Origin of the sequence: Synechococcus sp. CC9902, assembly GCF_000012505.1 — a bacterium.
Taxonomy (GTDB): domain Bacteria; phylum Cyanobacteriota; class Cyanobacteriia; order PCC-6307; family Cyanobiaceae; genus Parasynechococcus.
This window is the reverse complement of the sequence record NC_007513.1, coordinates 469,159-488,553: the sequence shown is the minus strand read 5'-3', so window position 1 is coordinate 488,553 and position 19,395 is coordinate 469,159. Positions and strand designations below refer to the sequence as shown.

At 54.4% G+C, this 19,395-nt stretch carries 17 protein-coding genes; 13 read left to right on the top strand and 4 right to left on the bottom strand.

Annotated features, from left to right (window positions below; genetic code table 11):
* Window positions 1-49 precede the first annotated feature (49 nt).
* Window positions 50-388 (top strand): P-II family nitrogen regulator, encoded by a 339-nt coding sequence (locus tag SYNCC9902_RS02350; RefSeq protein ID WP_011359289.1) that lies wholly within the window; start codon window positions 50-52, stop codon window positions 386-388.
* 223 nt (window positions 389-611) lie between these two features.
* Window positions 612-1,907 (top strand): adenylosuccinate lyase, encoded by a 1,296-nt coding sequence (purB, locus tag SYNCC9902_RS02345; RefSeq protein ID WP_011359288.1) that lies wholly within the window; start codon window positions 612-614, stop codon window positions 1,905-1,907.
* Here purB and SYNCC9902_RS02340 read toward each other — a convergent pair.
* Window positions 1,904-3,067 carry a polysaccharide biosynthesis/export family protein gene (locus SYNCC9902_RS02340; protein ID WP_011359287.1) on the bottom strand — a complete coding sequence of 388 codons (1,164 nt, stop codon included), beginning with the start codon at window positions 3,065-3,067 and terminating at the stop codon, window positions 1,904-1,906. The genes purB and SYNCC9902_RS02340 overlap by 4 nt on opposite strands.
* Before the next feature lie 74 nt (window positions 3,068-3,141).
* On the opposite strand from SYNCC9902_RS02340, the gene SYNCC9902_RS02335 reads away from it, so the two are divergent.
* The 3 genes from SYNCC9902_RS02335 to SYNCC9902_RS02325 are packed head-to-tail and all read left to right on the top strand — an operon-like array spanning window position 3,142 to window position 5,667.
* Complete coding sequence (locus SYNCC9902_RS02335; protein WP_011359286.1) at window positions 3,142-4,083, top strand: GNAT family N-acetyltransferase; 942 nt, start codon at window positions 3,142-3,144, stop codon at window positions 4,081-4,083.
* A 38-nt stretch (window positions 4,084-4,121) separates the two neighbouring features.
* A complete protein-coding gene (locus SYNCC9902_RS02330; RefSeq protein ID WP_232179250.1) occupies window positions 4,122-4,412 on the top strand; it encodes a phosphopantetheine-binding protein in 291 nt (96 codons plus the stop codon).
* Window positions 4,396-5,667 (top strand): beta-ketoacyl-[acyl-carrier-protein] synthase family protein, encoded by a 1,272-nt coding sequence (locus SYNCC9902_RS02325; protein WP_011359284.1) that lies wholly within the window; start codon window positions 4,396-4,398, stop codon window positions 5,665-5,667. Before SYNCC9902_RS02330 ends, SYNCC9902_RS02325 begins: the two co-directional genes overlap by 17 nt.
* Here SYNCC9902_RS02325 and SYNCC9902_RS02320 read toward each other — a convergent pair.
* Together SYNCC9902_RS02320 and SYNCC9902_RS02315 are read right to left on the bottom strand one after the other, a co-directional pair.
* Window positions 5,618-7,648 (bottom strand): capsular biosynthesis protein, encoded by a 2,031-nt coding sequence (locus tag SYNCC9902_RS02320; protein WP_041424806.1) that lies wholly within the window; start codon window positions 7,646-7,648, stop codon window positions 5,618-5,620. The two genes, SYNCC9902_RS02325 and SYNCC9902_RS02320, sit on opposite strands and share 50 nt — an antisense overlap.
* A gap of 31 nt (window positions 7,649-7,679) precedes the next feature.
* Window positions 7,680-9,677 (bottom strand): capsular polysaccharide biosynthesis protein, encoded by a 1,998-nt coding sequence (locus tag SYNCC9902_RS02315; protein ID WP_011359282.1) that lies wholly within the window; start codon window positions 9,675-9,677, stop codon window positions 7,680-7,682.
* Window positions 9,678-9,709: 32 nt separating this feature from the next.
* Between SYNCC9902_RS02315 and SYNCC9902_RS02310 the strand changes: the two genes are divergently transcribed.
* The 8 genes from SYNCC9902_RS02310 to SYNCC9902_RS02275 are packed head-to-tail and all read left to right on the top strand — an operon-like array spanning window position 9,710 to window position 18,919.
* Window positions 9,710-10,402: a cytidylyltransferase domain-containing protein gene (locus SYNCC9902_RS02310; protein WP_011359281.1), complete on the top strand. Its 693-nt coding sequence runs from the start codon at window positions 9,710-9,712 to the stop codon at window positions 10,400-10,402.
* Between the two features lie 27 nt (window positions 10,403-10,429).
* On the top strand, window positions 10,430-11,734 hold the full coding sequence (locus SYNCC9902_RS02305) for a DUF6716 putative glycosyltransferase (protein ID WP_011359280.1): 1,305 nt from the start codon (window positions 10,430-10,432) through the stop codon (window positions 11,732-11,734).
* Window positions 11,735-12,766, top strand: a complete 1,032-nt coding sequence (locus tag SYNCC9902_RS02300) for a DUF6716 putative glycosyltransferase (protein WP_041424803.1) — start codon at window positions 11,735-11,737, stop codon at window positions 12,764-12,766.
* Complete coding sequence (locus tag SYNCC9902_RS02295; RefSeq protein ID WP_011359278.1) at window positions 12,763-14,064, top strand: DUF6716 putative glycosyltransferase; 1,302 nt, start codon at window positions 12,763-12,765, stop codon at window positions 14,062-14,064. The genes SYNCC9902_RS02300 and SYNCC9902_RS02295 overlap by 4 nt, the downstream gene beginning before the upstream one ends.
* 40 nt (window positions 14,065-14,104) lie before the next feature.
* A complete protein-coding gene (locus tag SYNCC9902_RS02290) occupies window positions 14,105-16,393 on the top strand; it encodes an N-acetylneuraminate synthase family protein (protein WP_011359277.1) in 2,289 nt (762 codons plus the stop codon).
* Window positions 16,390-17,304 (top strand): hypothetical protein, encoded by a 915-nt coding sequence (locus SYNCC9902_RS02285; protein ID WP_011359276.1) that lies wholly within the window; start codon window positions 16,390-16,392, stop codon window positions 17,302-17,304. The genes SYNCC9902_RS02290 and SYNCC9902_RS02285 overlap by 4 nt, the downstream gene beginning before the upstream one ends.
* Window positions 17,305-17,307: 3 nt before the next feature.
* The gene (locus SYNCC9902_RS02280; protein ID WP_011359275.1) at window positions 17,308-18,084 is read left to right on the top strand and encodes a sulfotransferase family protein; all 777 of its coding nucleotides are present in this window, start codon (window positions 17,308-17,310) and stop codon (window positions 18,082-18,084) included.
* Entirely contained in the window at window positions 18,068-18,919 is an 852-nt protein-coding gene (locus SYNCC9902_RS02275) for a sulfotransferase domain-containing protein (protein ID WP_011359274.1), read from the top strand. The genes SYNCC9902_RS02280 and SYNCC9902_RS02275 overlap by 17 nt, the downstream gene beginning before the upstream one ends.
* Before the next feature lie 100 nt (window positions 18,920-19,019).
* Here SYNCC9902_RS02275 and SYNCC9902_RS11955 read toward each other — a convergent pair whose 3' ends face one another.
* A complete protein-coding gene (locus SYNCC9902_RS11955) occupies window positions 19,020-19,271 on the bottom strand; it encodes a TIGR03643 family protein (protein WP_255346181.1) in 252 nt (83 codons plus the stop codon).
* Window positions 19,272-19,395: the final 124 nt, after the last annotated feature.

Sequence of the window (19,395 nt, the reverse complement as noted above, 5' to 3'; positions counted from 1 at the left end):
CACCCCTGGGTGTGTTCCGAGCCATCCTGGATTCAGTTGATCCAACAGCATGAAAAAGGTTGAAGCAATTATTCGCCCCTTCAAATTGGAAGACGTCAAGGTGGCGTTAGTGGAAGCCGGCATCATCGGCATGACCGTCAGCGAAGTCCGTGGTTTTGGCCGTCAAAAAGGGCAAGTGGAGCGCTACCGCGGCTCGGAATTCACTGTGGAATTCCTTCAAAAGCTGAAAATTGAAGTGGTCGTTGAATCCAACCGTGTCGATGAGGTGGTCACCGCCATCGCTGATGCAGCCCGCACCGGAGAGATCGGCGACGGCAAGATCTTCATTTCATCTGTGGAGTCTGTGGTTCGCATCCGCACGGGAGATCGCGACGGCACAGCCCTCTAAAGCTGAGAAACAAAGAGCAACGCGGCGCCAACACAACGGTTTTCAAAACCAAAAGTTTGGGCAACCAACGTTCTGAATCGCTGCGTTGTTCCCCCAAAGCAAAGGGATCAAATGCTCGAAGCCATCGCCTGGATGGAGCAATCGCTTCAACTTCAACGCTGAGAGCTGGAGTTGGCCGCCCACCGCCCCATAGATTCATTAATTCGTATGGGCGAGCGAGCCGGTGATCGAGCGCTACACCCTCCCCGAGATGGGAGCCATCTGGAGTGAGCAAGCCAAATTTCAAAGTTGGCTCGATGTGGAAATTGCAGCCACCGAAGCGAACTGCCGCCTCGGCCGTGTGCCTGAAGAGGCCCTCGAAACGATCAAAAACAAAGCGTCCTTTTCCGTCAAGCGGATTCTGGAAATTGAGGCAGAAGTCCGTCACGACGTGATCGCCTTCCTCACCAATGTGAATGAGCATGTCGGCGATGCAGGCCGGCATATCCACGTCGGCATGACCAGTTCCGATGTTTTGGATACGGGCTTGGCCCTGCAGATGAAGCGCTCAGTCGTACTGCTGCGCATCGAGCTCGATGCCCTCGCCGATGCCCTCAGAACGTTGGCCCGTGCGCACAAAAGCACGGAGATGATCGGACGCTCCCACGCCATCCACGGCGAACCGATCACCTTTGGCTTCAAAGTGGCCGGCTGGTTGGCTGAAACCGAAAGGAACCGCAGCCGGCTCGAACGCTTGGAAGCTGATGTGGCCGTCGGACAAATCAGTGGCGCGATGGGCACCTATGCCAACACCGATCCACAGGTGGAGGCGATCAGTTGCGACATCCTCGGATTAACCCCAGACACAGCCAGCACCCAAGTGATCTCTCGTGATCGTCATGCCGATTACGTGCAGACCCTGGCCCTCGTAGCAGCATCCCTCGAGCGGTTTTCCACGGAAATTCGCAATCTCCAGCGCACCGATGTGCTCGAGGTGGAGGAGAACTTCGCCAAAGGACAAAAGGGCAGCTCCGCCATGCCCCACAAACGCAATCCAATCCGTAGCGAACGGATCAGCGGACTCGCCCGGGTGATTCGCAGCTACACGATTGCAGCCCTCGAAAATGTGACCCTTTGGCATGAGCGCGACATCAGCCACAGTTCAACCGAACGGATGATGTTGCCGGATTGTTCCGTCACCCTGCACTTCATGTTGCGGGAGATGACCGCGGTCGTTCAGGGGTTAGGGGTCTACCCCGACAACATGCGCCGCAATATGAATGTGTATGGCGGAGTGGTCTTCAGTCAGCGCGTCCTTCTCGCCCTCGTCAGCACCGGAATGAGTCGAGAAGAGGCCTATCGGCTCGTCCAACGCAACGCCCACACGGCATGGAATACGGAGGGAGGCGATTTCCGCGCCAACCTCGAAAACGATGCGGATGTGAAGGCCCATCTCTCAGGAGATGGATTAGCCGCGTGCTTCAGCACCGACGTTCACCAAGACAACCTCAACGTGATTTGGCAACGCCTGGGGATTTAATTTCCTACGCCGGGGAGCCCCAAAATTCGCAATACGGATGCCGCATCCACAATTGGGTCTAGGGGCTCCAGGGCGAGGTTCATGCCATCGCTGAACTTGGCAAGAACATTTCGATCCACCACCACAACATCACCACTCCGCAAGGGAGGGTTGTTGGTGCTGCTCAACTCCGACCCAGGTTTATACGACATTTGTTTGATCGTGGTGCGACCCTCTCCATCCATCCGAATCAAATCAACCCGCGACACACTGGCCCGGTTGCTTAAGCCACCCGAAGCAAGAATCGCTTGCGAAAGGGGAGCATTGGAAGGAATCTCCACCAACCCCGGCAAAACAACTTCACCAATCACCTTCACAGCGATCGTTGAGGGAGCGAAATTCGATGACGCAGTCGTAATTAAATCAGCGTTGATCGGAGCATCAGCCTTTAAAACCCGAATGCTGTCGCCGTCGTAAATCAAAGGATTGGGGGCAAAGCCTCCCTGTTTCAAAACGGTGAGGTAGTCGAAGACATATCGCTTTGCACTCGCTCCCCGTTGATGGGATGGCCGCAGCAATTCCAACCGAGAAAGATCGCCCATCGCGGAAACCCCTCCAGCCCGCTGGATCACATCCACCATGGTGGGCCAGCCACCACCACTTCCCAGCTCTCCATCCTTGGGGATGCTCCCTGGGCTATTCACGGGGAGAGTAAAGACTCCGGGGCGACCAACCTGACCGGTCACCGTGACGCGAACAGGACGCTGCTCAACAAGGTCGAGATAAACAATCGGACGGCGAAGAATTTGCTGGTATCCGTCCGTAATGCGTTGACGTGCCTCATCCATCGTCAATCCCCACACGTCCATAGTTCCCAATCGAGGCAGGTTGATCGTGCCGTCGCTGAGCACCTGGACAGAGGCCTCATAGCCGTCAATTTTGAACACCGACATGACCAATTTGTCGCCAGGGCCGAGCCGATAGCGATAGGAGGTTTCTGGGAAAGGGCTGACCGAAACAGATCTGGTTTTAGGCAAAGCCGTCGGTGCTGGACGGGATGGAACCTTCAGCCAATTCCGTCGTTCTTCCGCCCGCACGCTCCCGCTCCAGGTGAGCGACAGGGTCAACATCCAAACGGCGGCAATGCCTGCAGACAATCCGGACCGAAGGATGAAGAGCATTGGAGAAAAAAGGTGTGATCTGCTGAAAATTTGTACCCAATCTTCCCGCATAATGCCGTTTATGAGCGGGGCCCATGGCACTGACAGGATCTGCCACCCAGGATGACGTTCTTCTCCCAAGGGGTTGGAACGGCTCCGATCCAGACAGCAGTCGTCTGTTCACTCTGGACGGGCTCGAGCTGCATCTCATCGCAGGGAGCCAGTTTGGTCCAGTGGCCGAAGCCGTTGGGACGCTGCGGGAGTCCACCTACCGACAACAGTTGTCCGGTTCAGGCAGCAGCCTTGACTTGGATGGACGCGACCCCTTCTACGACCATCTCTTACTGCTCGATGTCGAGAGTGGTGCTCTCGCGGGATCAGCAAGGCTGCAATTCATTCCGTTCGGCGCGCCGAGCTCGGATCTACCGCAAAGCGAAGCCTCCTACCTCGAGCACGTTTATCCCGGCATCAAAGCGCTGCTAGCCCAGCGACAACATCATGTCGAAATTGGACGCGTTGCTCTTGCGCAGCGGTTCCAACGCCAGCCCCATTCCCTGATGGCGTTGTTCCGTGGGGGCTTGCTCATTGCGTCCCTGTCTGGATACAGCACCCTGCATGGCTTGGTGTCTTACAACCATTTCGCGTTCTCCGACAGCGTCAACAACGCTTTTTTAAGCGCACTGATGCAACCGCCTTATCGCCGAACAGATCTCGCATTGCCCGTTCCCCGTCACCCTGTTCCATCGATCCAGAGCAGCGATCAGACTCATCCGATCGACAACGTTCAAGCCCTGGAATTGGCGTTGCGCAACGACTACGACAAAGATTTCCGCCTACCGGTTTTGTTAAGGCAGTACTTCAATTTGATGGGAGCACAGGTTTGCGATCTTTCTCTGGCGAAAGATTTCAACCAAATCACTGAAATCTTGATGGCTGCAGAGCTCAATAGCCTGCCGAAGGAACGCTTGAACTACTTCATTGACGTCCCCCACCAACCGGTCTACCAGCACTTCAGCTGGTACCGAGGACAAGGCTGAAACGGCTGTCGCTGGTAACTTGAGCAAACAATCGTCCGGTGCTCGTATTGGCCGAGGTACTCCCTGACAAGCATGCGCTAGAGGGACGCCTTGTGGAGATCCTGCATCGCATCTCCGGAGCCGACCCTGCCCTGATAACGGCAGATGCCCGTTTGATGGAAGATATCGGTATTGATTCACTGGGCTTCTACGAAATTCTGATCGAAGCCGATACCTGTTTCGGGATTCGCATCCCAGAGGAAACCTTGCTGCAATTTCGAACTGTCGGTGATATTCAGGCCCATCTCGAGTCGCTAGAGCTCACCCAAGCCAATGCCGAAAACACCTGAACGGTCGGCCATTGTTGGCTGGGGTTCAGTCACCCCACTCGGCTCAAATCCGCACACCACCTGGCAGGGAGCGCTTGGCGGACGTTCTGGGATTCAAGCGCTGCACGACCCCTGGAGCAGCGACCTGGCCACACGCATTGCTGGACGTGTGGAGGACGCAGCATTTACACCACTAGAGCCCATCCTTCGCAGACGGGCTGACCGCTGTGCACAACTTGCTTTATTGGCGGCAAGACAGGCTTGGGGCATGGCCTTAGAACGAGCACCAGGGCTGGATCCCGATCGGGTTGCCGTCGTGATCGGCACTGGGATTGGTGGGCTCTCCACCATGCATGAACAGCACATGCAACTCTCCGAAGGGGGGCCATCACGGGTGAATCCGCTCACGGTGCCGATGCTGATTCCCGACGCTCCTGCGGGGCAAGTTGCCATCGACTTAGGGCTTCATGGCGGTGCCCATGCACCCGTATCGGCCTGTGCATCTGGGGCTGAAGCGATGATGCTGGCCCAAATGTTGCTCAACGACGACCGTGCCGATTTGGTGCTCGCGGGGGGAACTGAAGCGCCAGTGAACAGGCTTGGGCTCGTGGGATTTTCCGCCATGCGCGCGCTCTCATCCCGCAATGACGCACCAGAGCAGGCCTCTCGCCCGTACAGCACAGACCGTGACGGCTTTGTGTTGTCGGAAGGCGCAGGAGTGCTGGCGATGATGCGCGATTGCGATGTTCCTACCGGTGCAGCCCTCGGCTGGCAGCTCGCGAGTGGCAGCAGCAGCGATGGGCATCACATTGTGGCTCCAGAGCCGCAGGGAATCCAGGCCAGTCGGGCGATTGACGATGCCCTCCGACGGGCGGACGTCGATCCTGCAGATCTCTGCGCCGTTCAAGCCCATGCCACGGGCACAAATCTCGGTGATCTCGCCGAAGCCAGAGCCTTGCGGCGCAGTTTGGGGCCAGTGGCAGATTTCCTACCGGTATACGCACCGAAAGGGCAGCTGGGTCACCTCCTAGGAGCCGCCGGATCCGTCGAAGCGATCTTGGGATTCCAGGCTTTGAGAGAAGGAATCTTGCCGCAAAGCATCAACGCCGATCCTCTTGATCCAGGCGTGGACTTAGCGGTTACTACATCAGGACCAGTGAAGCTTCCAGATCATCCATCAGAGCGTTTCATGCTCAAAAATGCCTTTGGTTTTGGCGGTCACAACATCAGCCTGATTCTTGCTGTGCCCTGTAGTACTGCTGCACGGCTCGACTAAAGCCATCACGATCACGGGGATCTGGAGGAAGTTGGAGATCAGAAGAGCGCCCTCGACGGCAGTGAATCGTTCCCAGAGGTGCCGTTAGACGACGCAACAGCAAACGCAGCGGTTTGTAGCGAGCACCAACAGCGCCATCCAATCCCTCGTAGCGAAAAACCCATGGAACAATGCTGCCGCCGTAATGCTGGGCCAGCATCCAAGCGCTAGACGAGACTCGCTCTTCAATCGGGGTCACCAACGATCCGTTTGGGGCAATCATGATTTCACCGTGATCCCTCAACAACGTGGAAGCACTCATCAGCCCCGCCAGACGGGACTGGGGCTGTCGATGATCAAGCACCGCTGAACCGGCATTCCGCGCCGCGGCCGCATAACCAGGCAGCACCCATTTGAGATGCAATTGCGCCGTGGTGAGGCCAGGTATTTTGAGCACGGCCTGAATCACCAAGCCATCACACGGACTGCGGTGATTGAAGATATGCACCAAGGGAGTGCCAGGGTTTTCAGAGGGTTGGCTGTCATCCACGACCACTTGCACACCCAAGGCCCTTAGGGCGACAGCAGACGCCAAAGTCATCAATTGGGCCGCCCAGTCCGGTCGGCCGAGCAGCACTGCAGGTAGTTGCAAGCCGTACAACCCAAAGCCAAGGCCAGCCCATGCCATGCGAGACACCATGCGGGCACCCAAAGCCAAGGGATTCCGAATCAAAGGCGCCTTCAACGCGGGCAACGGGGAAGGCGACTCCAGCTGGCGGGCTTCCGGACCGATCGGAAAGGTGGTGCGAAAGGGGAAGTCCCCATCGAAATTGCCATTCACCTGCGTGCTCATCACGAGATGGTTGTAGAAGCGATAAAAAAGCGGCCGATCACTGGGCTGAGGATCACGCCAGAAGTCGTCGAGGGGCTTCTGATCGGTGAGTCCTTCCAAGTTGTAAAAGGTGTTGCCCATCGTCTTGGTGGGAACCGCATGGAACAGGGCTTGCAAGCCCACCGTGCTGTTCACCGTGATCACCCCACGACACGTGCGTAGATACCGGCTTAGGGGGCCATCGTGGAAATAGTGCACCCGACCGACAACGCCATAACGGCGGGACAACAGGGCAATCAAGAGGCCGTAGTGGTTGTAGCCCCGATCGCGCGGATGATGTTTAAAAGCCAGTCGATCCGAGGCATGGGCATGCTCGGAGAATGAGCGAATCACGTCCTCGATGAAATCGTGCATGCCCCGGTAGGGGGAACCCATCTGAATTTGAGAATCGCTCGACACCTGCAGGACAGACAGGAAAAAAGACTCATGCTCCAGCAGTCGCCGTTTCACCTCTCTCTCGGTCCAGCGATACAGCCAGTAGCGCCAGCTGCCGCGCACCTGGCACCACAAAAAACGGGGAGAGGGCTGAAGTTTGTGCTCCCCTTCGATAATTGGGTAATCGGTGAAAGCATGCTGAATAAACGTGGGTGCTTTCCAGGCTTTGCGCCATCGCGATCCCGGATCCAGCACGATGTTTTGCGGCAGTTGATCGACAGGGAGGAGATTCTGATAGAACGAAACTGGCTTATTCAGATTGGATCGAGCATTCACTCGATCACGCTCCAACGTGATGTAGTTCGGGCGTAGATAGCCGAGTTCAAACACCCACGCTTCGATGCCGAGCGACTGTGCTTCTTCAATCGCAATTCGGTGGGGAATGATGAAATCCCCGTACATAAAAATGTGGCGAATGCCGCGGTCCTGGAGCAAACGTCGGACAAACGGACGCCACGCCTCCATGTCGCCGCGAAACGGCACCGTCACCTCAGACGAGAAACCAAATTCCCGTAACGGGAACGCCACTTTGGTCACGGGAATGCCACAGCCCCTGAGGTAATTGCAAAACCGCGCAAAAAACAGACCAATCGGACCCATCAAGAGGAGGACTGGACCATCAATGCGCACTTGCACCAGTGCCGGCGCCCGTCCCCTACCCAAACCGCTCACCATCGGGTGTATCAGAACGAAATCCTGGCATGCCCTAACGACGGCGGAGCCGACCCCAGTGGCGAAACAGGCCCTGCACCAGCGTGCGACGTGGGGGAGGCCCATCTTTCCAGGCGATCAATTCATCAATGGCCTGCTCAGGTGTGATGAACCAACCACTCCCACGACTGACGTATCTCGGGTACTCGATCAAGGCGGCATGTAGGAGCGCATCCAGCTCCAGGCAACGACCGCGTCTCGAGCAGGTCTCACGATCACGGGTCAAGCCCCAACCCGCATAGAAAGGCAAACCCCAACAATGCACTTCCACACCTCGCAGAATCCCCTCGAATCCCGCCAAGGATGTGAGCACGTGCAGCGCATCGACCTGGGTAAAAAGCTGATCAATCGACCCTGAGGTCAGGACCTCATCGCAACACTCCTGAGCGATCTCCTCCCCCTCTCCGGCACGACAGAGGCCAGCCGAAACATCTGGATGCGGTTTGTAAACGAGATAGGCCTCAGGTTCAGCGGCCCGCACCGCCTGCAACAAACCGAGATTGGTGCAAACACCAGGGGCACCAAACCGAATCGAGGCATCACTCTCCACTTGACCCACCACCAGAACCACCCGTTGAATCCCGGTGGGGCGCTGCCAGGGGGTCGATTGAAGGTTGTATTTGGTGATCGCTGCACGCACCAATCGGTGCCGCAGTTGTGCTGCACGCTCCAGCTGCAAGACCGACCAATCGCCATGGGCCAACAAAATTTCTAAGTCACTCGGCCCCGTGGCGTCGTAGTACATGCCGCGTCCATCCACCACCCAAGAGATCGGATCAATGAGATCCGCCCCCAAGCCCACCGATCGAAGGAAGCCATCTTCCACATGCAAAGTCGGTAACCGGCGACGGTCCGCGGCGCTCAGAACCCGTGGTTTGCCACGGCGACCCCACACCGCTACTGCATCAATGTTCGTGTCGGGAGTCATCCATGGCATCGGGTATCTCACCTCGCTCCCGGCCAAGAAACGGCGAAGGTTGCGTTGTTTCCAAGGCGTGAACCCAAACGCCTGCACGCTCCGGGGGGCCAAGGCATGCATCCGACGCTGCAAGCCAATGGCGCGCATCAGGGTTTCAATCGAGCAAGGTTCGTGTTGATGGGGATCAATGCAATGGGGATACGCGATGAGTGCTCCATGCACCAACGCCTCTAACGACACGCCTTGTTGACGGCGATCAGGCGCTGCCAGGCGGTCGTGGGTGAGGCCCCATCCGGCATAAAACGGCATCCCAAAACAGTGGACAGGTCTCCCCCAGAGCAGGGCTTCAAATCCCATCTGAGAGGTGACGGCATAGACCGCTTCGGCCCGTTGCAGCAGACCAGCCGGATGCAAACCATCCGCACTGACACGAATGCGGGGATGAACCAGATCCTTGGCACTGAAATGCCCGCGCGCCCGGCCATGAATGACATCGGGATGCACCTTCAGCACAACGGTGCAGGCTGGATGATCCGCCAATGCCTCCTGAAGCATCTGACCAAAACAATCGGGGCTGGCCCCACCGAGGGGGATCGAGTAATCACCGGCCGATTGATCCACCACCAGCACAAAGCGCTCCTCAGGAACCGGAGACTCCTGTGCAGGATTCACCTTGCTCAGTCGCTGCTCACACCACAGCGCCTGGACCTGCTGCGCGCGACAACGTTGCTCTAGCGACAGCGGCGTTGCGATCAAGTGCTCGAGCCGACTTGGGGCCGTTGCATCGAAGTGCACCCCCAGATCATCAATGAGAAGCGCTAGCGGTGGATCGGCTCTTCCCTTACCGAAGGAGCGGAGGAAGCCATCCTCGATGTGCCACACGGGAAGCCCCCAGTGCTGACCGAGCCGTTCCACCCGCCGCGCACTGGGACGGCGCCCCCAGGCCAACAACGCATCGACATCACGGCGACGACCCGGCAGCAATTGAGCCGGCGCCAACAAACACGGCAGGGTTTGATGCACAAGCATTCCCCGGGCCGGCACACCGAGTCGCGCAGCAACAAGCCTGGTCATCGGGTAAGACGGGGCATACCGAATTCTCTTCGATGGCGGCCCATGCAGCAGCGCTGGCCTTGATCCCCGCCCGCGGAGGATCCAAGGGAATCCCAGGCAAAAACCTGCAAGAGGTGGGAGGCCTGCCTCTGGTGGTGCGCTCCATCCATGCGGCTCAGGCAAGCGATCGCGTCACCCGTGTAGTGGTCAGTACGGATGACGAAGCCATCGCAGAGCTGTCCCGTGACGCTGGGGCCGACGTCGTTCAACGCCCGCAGAGCATTGCGGGGGATAGCGCCAGTTCTGAATCGGCTCTGCTGCATGCCCTCGATGCCCTGGCATGTCCAAGTCAATCCCCCAATGGACTCCAGGCCAATCTGGTGTTTCTGCAGTGCACATCACCGTTCACCACTGGCGCCGAGATCGACAAGGTTCTCGCAGCCCTCGACCAACCGGAGATCAACAGCAGCTTTGCCGTTGCTCCCTGGCATGGCTTCCTTTGGCGAGCTGATGGGAAAGGCATCAACCATGACCCGAATGCACCACGGCAACGCCGCCAAGATCTCAATCCCAGTTATCTAGAAACTGGTGCGATCTATGCGATGCGCACCGCTAACTTTCGCGCGTTGGGACAACGGTTCTGCCCTCCATGGCAACCCGTCGTACTGGCCGATCCCGGTCCCGAAATCGACACTCCTAATGATCTCGCCCTTTGTCGAAGTCTTGCTTCAGGGTTGTCCGGCTAATTTCAGGGGGATTCTTACTTCTTCTTGATGGCGCCTGTCGCTCCTAAGCGCCTTGAAGGTCGCAAAGTCGCGGCGGTGACCTGTTTCGATTCATTCGGAAAGTTGGCGATGACGCTCCTCGCTGCCTGCCGCAGGGAAGGAGCCGAAACCACGCTGCATCTCCTGGAGCTCAACAATCGAGCCCTCTCACGCCGCCAACGGTTGGAAATCCGCCGGATCGACCCGCGGACACCCATCGAAAAACACAATTGGAGCGACCTGCACAACCTTTGCAGTCCGATGGCTGGAGACGTGGATGCCCTCATCCTTGGACTCGACGGTCAACGCAGTCGCGATGCCCTACTACAACTCCATGGCGCCTGGGGCCACAGCACAACCAGGCCACGCCTGATCAGTGCCTATCCGGGCATTCTCTTTCGCTTCGCCCTGGAGGGCATGCTCGATCGCTCCGGTGCTGATTTGTTGTGCCTCAATAGCCAACAAGATCTCTCGACCTATCAGAAGGGCTGCGCCGCTCTGGGACTCGATAGCAGCAACGCCGTGGTCACCGGCCTACCGATCCTTTGGCGCACCCATCCCCGAGCGGAATTCCCTGAAAATCCATCGATCGTCTTTTTTGAACAGCCCTCGATCCCTGTTCATCCCCTCCAGCGACGGTTTGTCTGTGAACAACTCAGGGATTTATCGGCAGCCTGGCCTAACCATCCCGTGATCTTCAAGCCGCGCACCTCCAGCATCGAGAGCACCCTGCATCGTCGCCACGGCGAGATGGCCAGCGTGATCGACACCATGTCGCATCAACAGACCAACCTGAAGCTGAGCTTCAAGCCAGCCACGCAACTGTTACGCAAGTGCGGCTGCGCCATCACGGTGTCATCGACGGCTGCCCTGGAGTCCATGGCCATGGGCATCAGCACCCGCATCGTCGGTGATCTGGGAGTGACCGAAACATTGGGGAACCACTTCTTTGCCGATTCCGGTGCAATCGCCAACTTTGCAGCCATTCGCGACAACCCCTTTGAGGTACTGCACAACAACCGCTGGCTTCAGGCCCAGGGCTGGAACCCAGAGGGAGATAGTCGCTTTATTGAAGCTCTCGCCAGCCGGCTGCAAATTGCGCCGACTCCGCTTTCGAACAGTGATCTAGGCCCCACCAGCTGGGGAAGTGAAGCTTGGCAACGCACGGCTCTAAGCAATGGCGGCCGCAGGATGTTGAGCAGTGGAGGGGCCCGCTCCAGTCAACGAAAACGCCACCACACCCGTCGAATCATTCGAACGGTCCGAGACAGTGTTGTGGGTTTTGGCTGGTTGTCCAAGCTGCTGCGCAAGTAAGTGAGCATCGTTCTGGTTGGCGATGGTGCACTCGAGCAGTACATCTGCCATCACTTCGCGAACGCTTGGCGCCAGGCGGGTCGGAGTTGCCTCGTGGTGGGCCCCTCAATGGCAGACCACCAGCCATTGCCCCATCGTTCTTGTGATCTAACGATTAATCCAAAGGAACTGCTTGGCAACACGGTGTTGGAAAACGCCAGTGCCATTGGGTTATTTCTACGCAATCCCGCTGACATCGAAGCGATTGCGGCGGGCTACAGAGCCCTTCGCCGAAGCCGAGGCCTATGGACTGCCCCGATCTTCAGCGGCCCTCTGATGCCTCTCGCTGGGGACGAACTGATCGATGCATTTCTGCGGCGCCTCAGTTGTGATCTGATGATCGTTAGCGGCGACGATCAGTTGAGGCAGCTGGAGGCCATGACAAGCCTCTGGCCCGCTGAGCTGAAGAAACCACGACTCATCGCGACGGGATTCTGGTTTCCGGCGATCCCCCCAACGCCGCCAAGCCCAAAACCGATGCTTGTGGCGCTTCTACAACGCGAGATACCAACGCATTTAGGCGCCAAAGAGCAATTGATTCGTCTGTTGCAACGTTGGGCCCGTGAACAAACCGATTGGACGGTCGTTCTGCAGCCAGATCACCCCTGGAGCTCGGCCCGGTCATTCGCAGAAAACCAGATCAACAATCCAACAAATGTGGTGGACGCGGCACCGGAACAAATGCTGGGACTTCTGAGTCGGTGCACAGCATGCCTATCGGTCAGTTCACCCTGGAGCCTGGCGGCGATGATGTGGGGCCGAATACCAATTGTGGTGGGGGATTACGGCATTCAAGCCGAGCAGCACACGACCAATTTCTTCGGCTGTGGGGCGATGCATCGTCTCCGCGACTTGGGGGGACTGCACAAACTGCAGGAGCTTCCCTTGGTGAACCAAGACTGGCTTGAGGCCATTGGGGGGGGCATTCAGGACGGTCCACTCCGCCTATTGATCTCCCTCGACAGCATTAGCTCGGGGAGCACAGCCCCATGAACCGTCCGCTGAAGATCCTGCTGATCGCCGATAGCGACAGCCAACTTCTGGCCTGTGAAGCGCTCTGTCGATGCCAAACGGCGCGGCCTGTGGAGTTCACCATCAACGTCATTCCCAGGGATGGAACGCCCCAACACATCCTTCAACGCATGGGGCACCTGGGCGCGCTCTGGCGCCAAAACCTGGCTCGACTGCTCAACAACCCAAAGCTCTTGCAGTTCGACGCCGTTGGTGTGTTCCTCACAGGAAGCAAGCTGAACGACATCCGCATCGCCCTCGAACGGCACCAACAACGACCCAAGTTGTTTTGTGGATTTAATGGCGTTGTATTGGAGCACTTTGTTGAAGGCATCAGCTGGCGCTTGGGTTACGACCTGATTTGCCTGAGTGGTCCGCGCGACCGCGATGCCCTGAATCAGCTGGTAGCCAAGACCCCCTTCGCGCACCAGCAGACGGTGCTGACAGGACTCCAGCGCAATGGAACGATCAAAGCGCTCAGCCCCGCAGGGCAACGGCCGAAACGGCTGGTCTTTGCGGAGCAAGTCGTGATGCCCTCCTCCTCCAGGGATCGAGCAGAAATGGTGAAGATTTTGGCGGAGCTGGCAACCCGATCACCTAACTGGGAGGTGCTGATCAAACCCCGGATTACGCCTGGTGATGCGACGTTTCACGACGTAGACACCCACATCGGCACCACCCTGAGCCAAACCCTGGGAGTTCCGCCGGTCAACTTGAAGCTCGACTACCGCCCTCTACCCGACTTACTGCGCAAAGCGCCTCTCATGGCGACGATTTCATCGACGGCATTTTTTGACGCTCTGGACTTCGGCTGTCGTCCGATCGCAATGAACGATCTCGGACTCCACGCCAGCCATGGCAGCCACGTGTTTGCCGGCAGCGGTGTCTGGCGTTCCCTGCGAGATGTTCCGAATCTTGATGAACTTGAACAAGAGCTTCCAGAGCCGAATCCTGAATGGCTGGACTGGATGGGGTACGGCGAGCGGTATGGCGCTGGGGATTTATTCGAAGCCCTAGAAAACCTCAAGCCAGCCAGCACAACAGGCATCACCCACTGTGGCTATCCAACCAATACCCAGTCCAGTTTCAATCAACTCAGGGTTGGAGCAGAAGCGGCGATTTGCACTGGCGATTGGCGAGGAGCCGCTGACTTGCTCACTCAGGCCGCACAAATGCGCCCACAACACCGAGGGGTAGCGCGTCGCGTCGCAGCCGTGTCGTGCCGAAACCCCTTGCTGCGAAGGATTGGGCTGATCCTGTCGTATCGAGATCTGGGGTAATGTCAGCGCTGGACTGAAATCGAGGGTTAAAGCGAGCACGGTGAAAGGCATCCTGATTGAACGCAATTTCACCCAGTTCGTTGTCTTTGCAGAAGACAGCATTCTTTCGGCGCTCAGCAAGATCACAGCCAACCAGTCCAGGCTGATCTTCGTGGTGTCCGAGAGCGGCATCCTCCAAGGTGTTCTCACCGACGGAGATTTTCGACGCTGGATTGCAACGTGCGGAGAGATCGACCTCAACCGTCCTGTCACCGCAGCAATGAATCCAAGCTGCCGATCAGCTTCGGAAGGCAGCTCAACGGCTGAGCTAGGCGCACTGCTGAATTCCAGAATTATTGCGCTGCCCTTACTCGACAGTCACGGACGCATCGTGGCTGTGGCACGGCTTGGGACTGGCGCACTACAACTTGGAAAGCACCCCATAGGGGCAGAACATCCATGTTTTGTGATTGCAGAAATTGGCAACAATCACAACGGCGATATCAACACCGCACTGCAACTTATTGATGCAGCCCATGCCGCTGGAGCGGATTGCGCAAAATTCCAAATGCGCGATATGGGCCAGCTGTACAGCAATTCAGGAAAGAGCAGCGATATGGCGTCCGACCTCGGGACGCAGTACACCCTCGATCTTCTTGAACGATTTCAACTCAGCGATGACGAGTTGTTCCATTGCTTTGATTACTCAGCCAGCAAAGGGCTGGTACCGCTATGTACCCCCTGGGATCAAACAAGCCTGCAGAAGCTGAATCAGTGGGGGATGGAAGGCTTCAAAGTTGCATCTGCTGATTTCACAAATCACGCCCTAATCACTCAACTTGCAGCCACTGGAAAGCCTCTTATTTGCTCTACCGGAATGGCATCAGAACTAGAAATTCGTTCTGGCATACGCCACCTCCAGAAAGCAGGAGCCAACTATGTTTTGCTGCACTGCAACTCCACATACCCAACCCCTTTCAAAGACGTCAATCTTCGCTATTTAGAACGACTACGTGAGTTAGCAGATGCGCCTGTTGGATATTCAGGCCATGAACGGGGTATCGAAATCCCTCTGGCGGCAGCAGCACTAGGAGCTGTGGTGATTGAAAAACACATCACACTTGATAGGGGGATGGAAGGAAACGATCACAAGGTGAGCCTTCTTCCGGATGAATTCAGCCAAATGATTCTTGGCATACGCCGTGTTGAAGAATCCATGGGACAAGGCGGCGAGCGGAGTATTAGCCAGGGCGAAATGATGAATCGCGAAGTACTCGCCAAGAGTCTTGTGGCATCCTGCGACATCGATGCCGGAACCACAATCACAGAGGCGATGGTGCGAATCCAGAGCCCTGGGCAAGGGCTGCAACCGAACCGACTTCACGAATTAGTTGGCCAAAAGCTTCCGATCAGCAAAAAGAAAGGCGACATTTTCTTTCCCTCAGATCTTGAAGAACAAGCAGCTACGCCGCGTGCATTTAATTTCGTACAACCCTTTGGGTTACCTGTTCGTTACCACGACATCAGTACATTTTCAGAAGTAAGCAATCTGGATCTTGTTGAAATTCACCTCAGCTACAAAGATCTCGAGGTTGATCTCGATATAGTGATACCCGAGAAACAACCTATGGGGCTTGTTATCCACGCCCCTGAATTATTCGCCGGTGATCATACGCTCGATTTATCGACTGCCGACGATAACTACCGCAACCATTCGATTCAGGAACTTCAACGAGTCATTGATATTTCAAAAGATCTTCGCAAACGCTTTAAATGCGATGAGCCCGTGCTTCTTGTCACCAATGTGGGCGGCTTCTCTGAGCACCATCATCTCGACGATCAGGAAAAGCGCCCCCTACGTGACCGATTAATCCAAAGCCTCAACAAGATATCGACAAACAATGAGGTTGAAATCATCCCTCAAACAATGCCACCATTCCCATGGCATTTTGGTGGACAGCGATATCACAATCTTTTTGTTGATGCCGACTTTATTCGCGCCTTTCACAACGACACCGGAATGCGTGTGTGTCTTGACGTATCCCATTCAAAATTAGCTTGCACTCACTTGGACGCATCATTCAGTGTATTCTTGAAAAAAATTCTACCGTTCACCGCACATTTACATCTAGCAGATGCGCAAGGAGTTGATGGCGAAGGGCTCCAAATCAAAGAGGGTGAAATTGATTGGATCGAGCTTTTCAACCTAATCAACATTTACTGCCCGAAGGCATCTTTTATTCCTGAAATCTGGCAGGGTCACAAGAACCGTGGCGAAGGAGCCTGGCTAGCACTTGAGCGCCTTGAACATTACTCCTCAGCCAGCAAAAATAGTGTTTCTGTCGCGTGAGCCAACTCAAACCCAAGCAAATCATTCTGCATTGCGGTTTACACAAAACCGGAAGTACCTATCTACAACGTAATTTCAAGAACAAGCGCGAAACTTTGCTTAGTCATGGAATTTTATACCTAGGACCAACAACATTTAAAAAACAATTCCGCTATCTTTGGAAACATCTCCAATGGGAAAAATCAAAGAAGGAACCGTCTCAGAAACTGACAGACTCAACCTTAAAAGCTTTAATTCAAGAAGCAGGACCAGCACCAGAAAGGATTCATACAATCTTCATATCTTTCGAAGCTATTTTCGGAACACTTCGAGCGGGCTTGATTCAAAAAAATCGCAAAAAAAACTCCAATCGTGAAAATAAATTAGGTCTTTATCGGTACAGTAAAAGAAGAATTAAAAGACTAATGCGATGGCTGGAATGCACACTAGGAACAGAAGAAATCGATTGGACTATCTGCTTTGCCAGCAGGCAAAGGGTGGACTTCATTCGTTCATGCCATATTCAGTTAATCAAAGAAGGGCACGAGATCACAAACCTAAGCAATGAAGAATTTATGCAAACCTCCAATTTTTCATATGCCGATCCAAGTAAACTAATTGATGAATTAAGCAGCCTGAAAAAAAATAAAAAGATTAATATCCTTCCCTTTAGTTACGACCACAATAGCGATCGATCCGATCCAACTATTTATCTAAACAATTTTATTAATCTTGTTTTACCAGAACAAGCAGAACAGATTCGATCTACTCTAATCAGCGAAACAAATTCAAAGAATCTCCACAAAGATATCAATCCTGGGATCAGCGAACGAGGGATTGAAATTGCAAGACAAGCAAGGCCTCTATTCACGAAACAAGAATGGAAGTTGTTTCGTAGATTTTTAGAAAAAAACTTTATCAAGAGCATTTAACCCATGGCACAACCTCATCACTTCATTCGAATGAAGCAGTGCAAGCTGCTCTATGGACGCGTACCAAAAGCCGCAAACTCCTCGATTAAAGCTGCCTTATGTCGGCTGCTGAGCGAACGACCACCTAAAGGAACGAAAACCACATCAGACAAATTCTGGCAACATGAAACAAATAATGAAACCGAACTAATCACTTTACGTAAGGCTCGTAAATATCGACGCAGTCACTTTAGCTTCAGCTTTGTTCGCAATCCCTTTGATCGCCTGATCGCCGCATACAACAACAAAGTCATCGAAATAGAAGAACCACCCCTGCCTATGCAGCACATGGGGATTCATCATGATATGTCATTTGAATCATTTCTCGACGTCTTGATTGATACGCCCATACACCGATATGACGTTCATGTCTTACCACAAAGCCATTTACTATGCCTCGGACGACAGGTGATTCCAAAATTCATCGGCCGAGTCGAACAAATCGATGAACATTGGAGCATTCTCCGAGACATCCTGCTAAGACAAGGTATCGATGTCATGGAATCGCTACCTCAGAAAAATGTACGCCGGAGCGAGAAAAGCGGTTTACAGAAGTATTTCCATAATGACGCACTCATTGACAAAGTACTTCGACTTTATGGCGACGACGTTAATCTATTTTATAACGATACGAGCATTGACAACCTGATTAATAATTCACCACTACCGCACATAACACCGTTGCAATCACGCTCCCTAAAACTATCAAGTTGGCTTCGGACTTATGTTTTCGATAGCTGAGACAGAAGGCTGGATTAGCGATTTACGTTGTTATCGAGCCATCAAAAGCAGCATTGATGGTCGGCACGACCACATTGCAAAGGCCTATCAACAACAATGGCCTAACTTCATCATTATTGGATCAGCAAAGTCTGCCACCACCACGTTGGCGACCGTGCTTGGCAAGCACCCAGAAATTCAAATTAGTGCATCGATGGAACCGAAGTTTTTCGGCCGAAATTACAGACGTGGTTGGGAATGGTACGGGCAGCAGTTCCCCGGTGGAGAACACTATCTTCTACGTGGGGAAGCAAGCACGATGTACACCTCCTCTTACCGCTCCTATCAGCACACACCACAACTCATTCGCCACCATCTCGGAATCATTCCGCTGATATATCTCGTACGTCACCCCCTGAAGCGCATTGAATCCCATTGGCGTCATTGGCGGGGGAGAATCAACAATTGTCCACCCTTTCACCAACTCCTGAAGTCAAAGGTATTGAAGCAACGCGTAGTGGAGGGATCGCTTTACTACAAGCAACTCATGCGTTACCGCCAGTGGTTTCCCGCCGAATCAGTTCATTGTCTATCGACAGAAGAACTCACCGCACATCCCATCAAAAGCCTGAATGACGTTTTGACATTTCTGGGCCAACCCGCCAACGCCTCTTCACTCCTTTTCAAGGGATCATTACCTCTTACCAATCCAGCAGGATCAAAGGGACGACGCAATGTTGAGCCTCCCCAATGGACAGCTGAACTAAAAAAGCGGACGATTGAACTCATTCAGCCAGATAGCGAAGAGTTTTTGAAAACAATTCACTGGCCAAAGAATACCTGGCAATGGGACTAATCTAGCTTTATTCTCTGCAGACAGTGAACATGTAACCGAATCTATAATTGAAATTATTTCAATCAATAGATAATCGCAACGAAACTAAGACGTTCAATATTTACTTATGGCAATGAGCCCTAAACCGATAGGAAGGGTTAGTCGCAGCATGCTTTGTTTTACGACCAGAAACTCTTTTTCTCCACATACGAAATGAAGATGACTGCATTTCTTTTCGCATTAGCTCAATGACTTCTTTTTCAGACAAACCAAATTGATAATGAATCGCCTCAAACGAGGTGCGATCTTCCCATGCCATTTCAATAACACGATCAATTATGGCAGGCTGCAAGTTCTCCGTTAAAAACGCCAAAATTAGAAAATGATGAATGAAAGATGAGCATTGAAGCAAATAAATATGAGTTAAAACAACAATCTAATAAAATCAGTTATATTAACTGAAAATAAATCTATTGTACTCATGGTGCAAACAACCG

Coding starts and splice junctions, on each gene's coding strand:
- SYNCC9902_RS02350 (WP_011359289.1), top strand. CDS start 50: ATGAAAAAGGTTGAAGCAATTATTCGCCCCTTCAAATTGGAAGACGTC.
- SYNCC9902_RS02340 (WP_011359287.1), bottom strand. CDS start 3,067: ATGCTCTTCATCCTTCGGTCCGGATTGTCTGCAGGCATTGCCGCCGTT.
- SYNCC9902_RS02335 (WP_011359286.1), top strand. CDS start 3,142: ATGGCACTGACAGGATCTGCCACCCAGGATGACGTTCTTCTCCCAAGG.
- SYNCC9902_RS02325 (WP_011359284.1), top strand. CDS start 4,396: ATGCCGAAAACACCTGAACGGTCGGCCATTGTTGGCTGGGGTTCAGTC.
- SYNCC9902_RS02320 (WP_041424806.1), bottom strand. CDS start 7,648: ATGGTGAGCGGTTTGGGTAGGGGACGGGCGCCGGCACTGGTGCAAGTG.
- SYNCC9902_RS02315 (WP_011359282.1), bottom strand. CDS start 9,677: ATGACCAGGCTTGTTGCTGCGCGACTCGGTGTGCCGGCCCGGGGAATG.
- SYNCC9902_RS02310 (WP_011359281.1), top strand. CDS start 9,710: ATGGCGGCCCATGCAGCAGCGCTGGCCTTGATCCCCGCCCGCGGAGGA.
- SYNCC9902_RS02305 (WP_011359280.1), top strand. CDS start 10,430: ATGGCGCCTGTCGCTCCTAAGCGCCTTGAAGGTCGCAAAGTCGCGGCG.
- SYNCC9902_RS02295 (WP_011359278.1), top strand. CDS start 12,763: ATGAACCGTCCGCTGAAGATCCTGCTGATCGCCGATAGCGACAGCCAA.
- SYNCC9902_RS02280 (WP_011359275.1), top strand. CDS start 17,308: ATGGCACAACCTCATCACTTCATTCGAATGAAGCAGTGCAAGCTGCTC.
- SYNCC9902_RS02275 (WP_011359274.1), top strand. CDS start 18,068: ATGTTTTCGATAGCTGAGACAGAAGGCTGGATTAGCGATTTACGTTGT.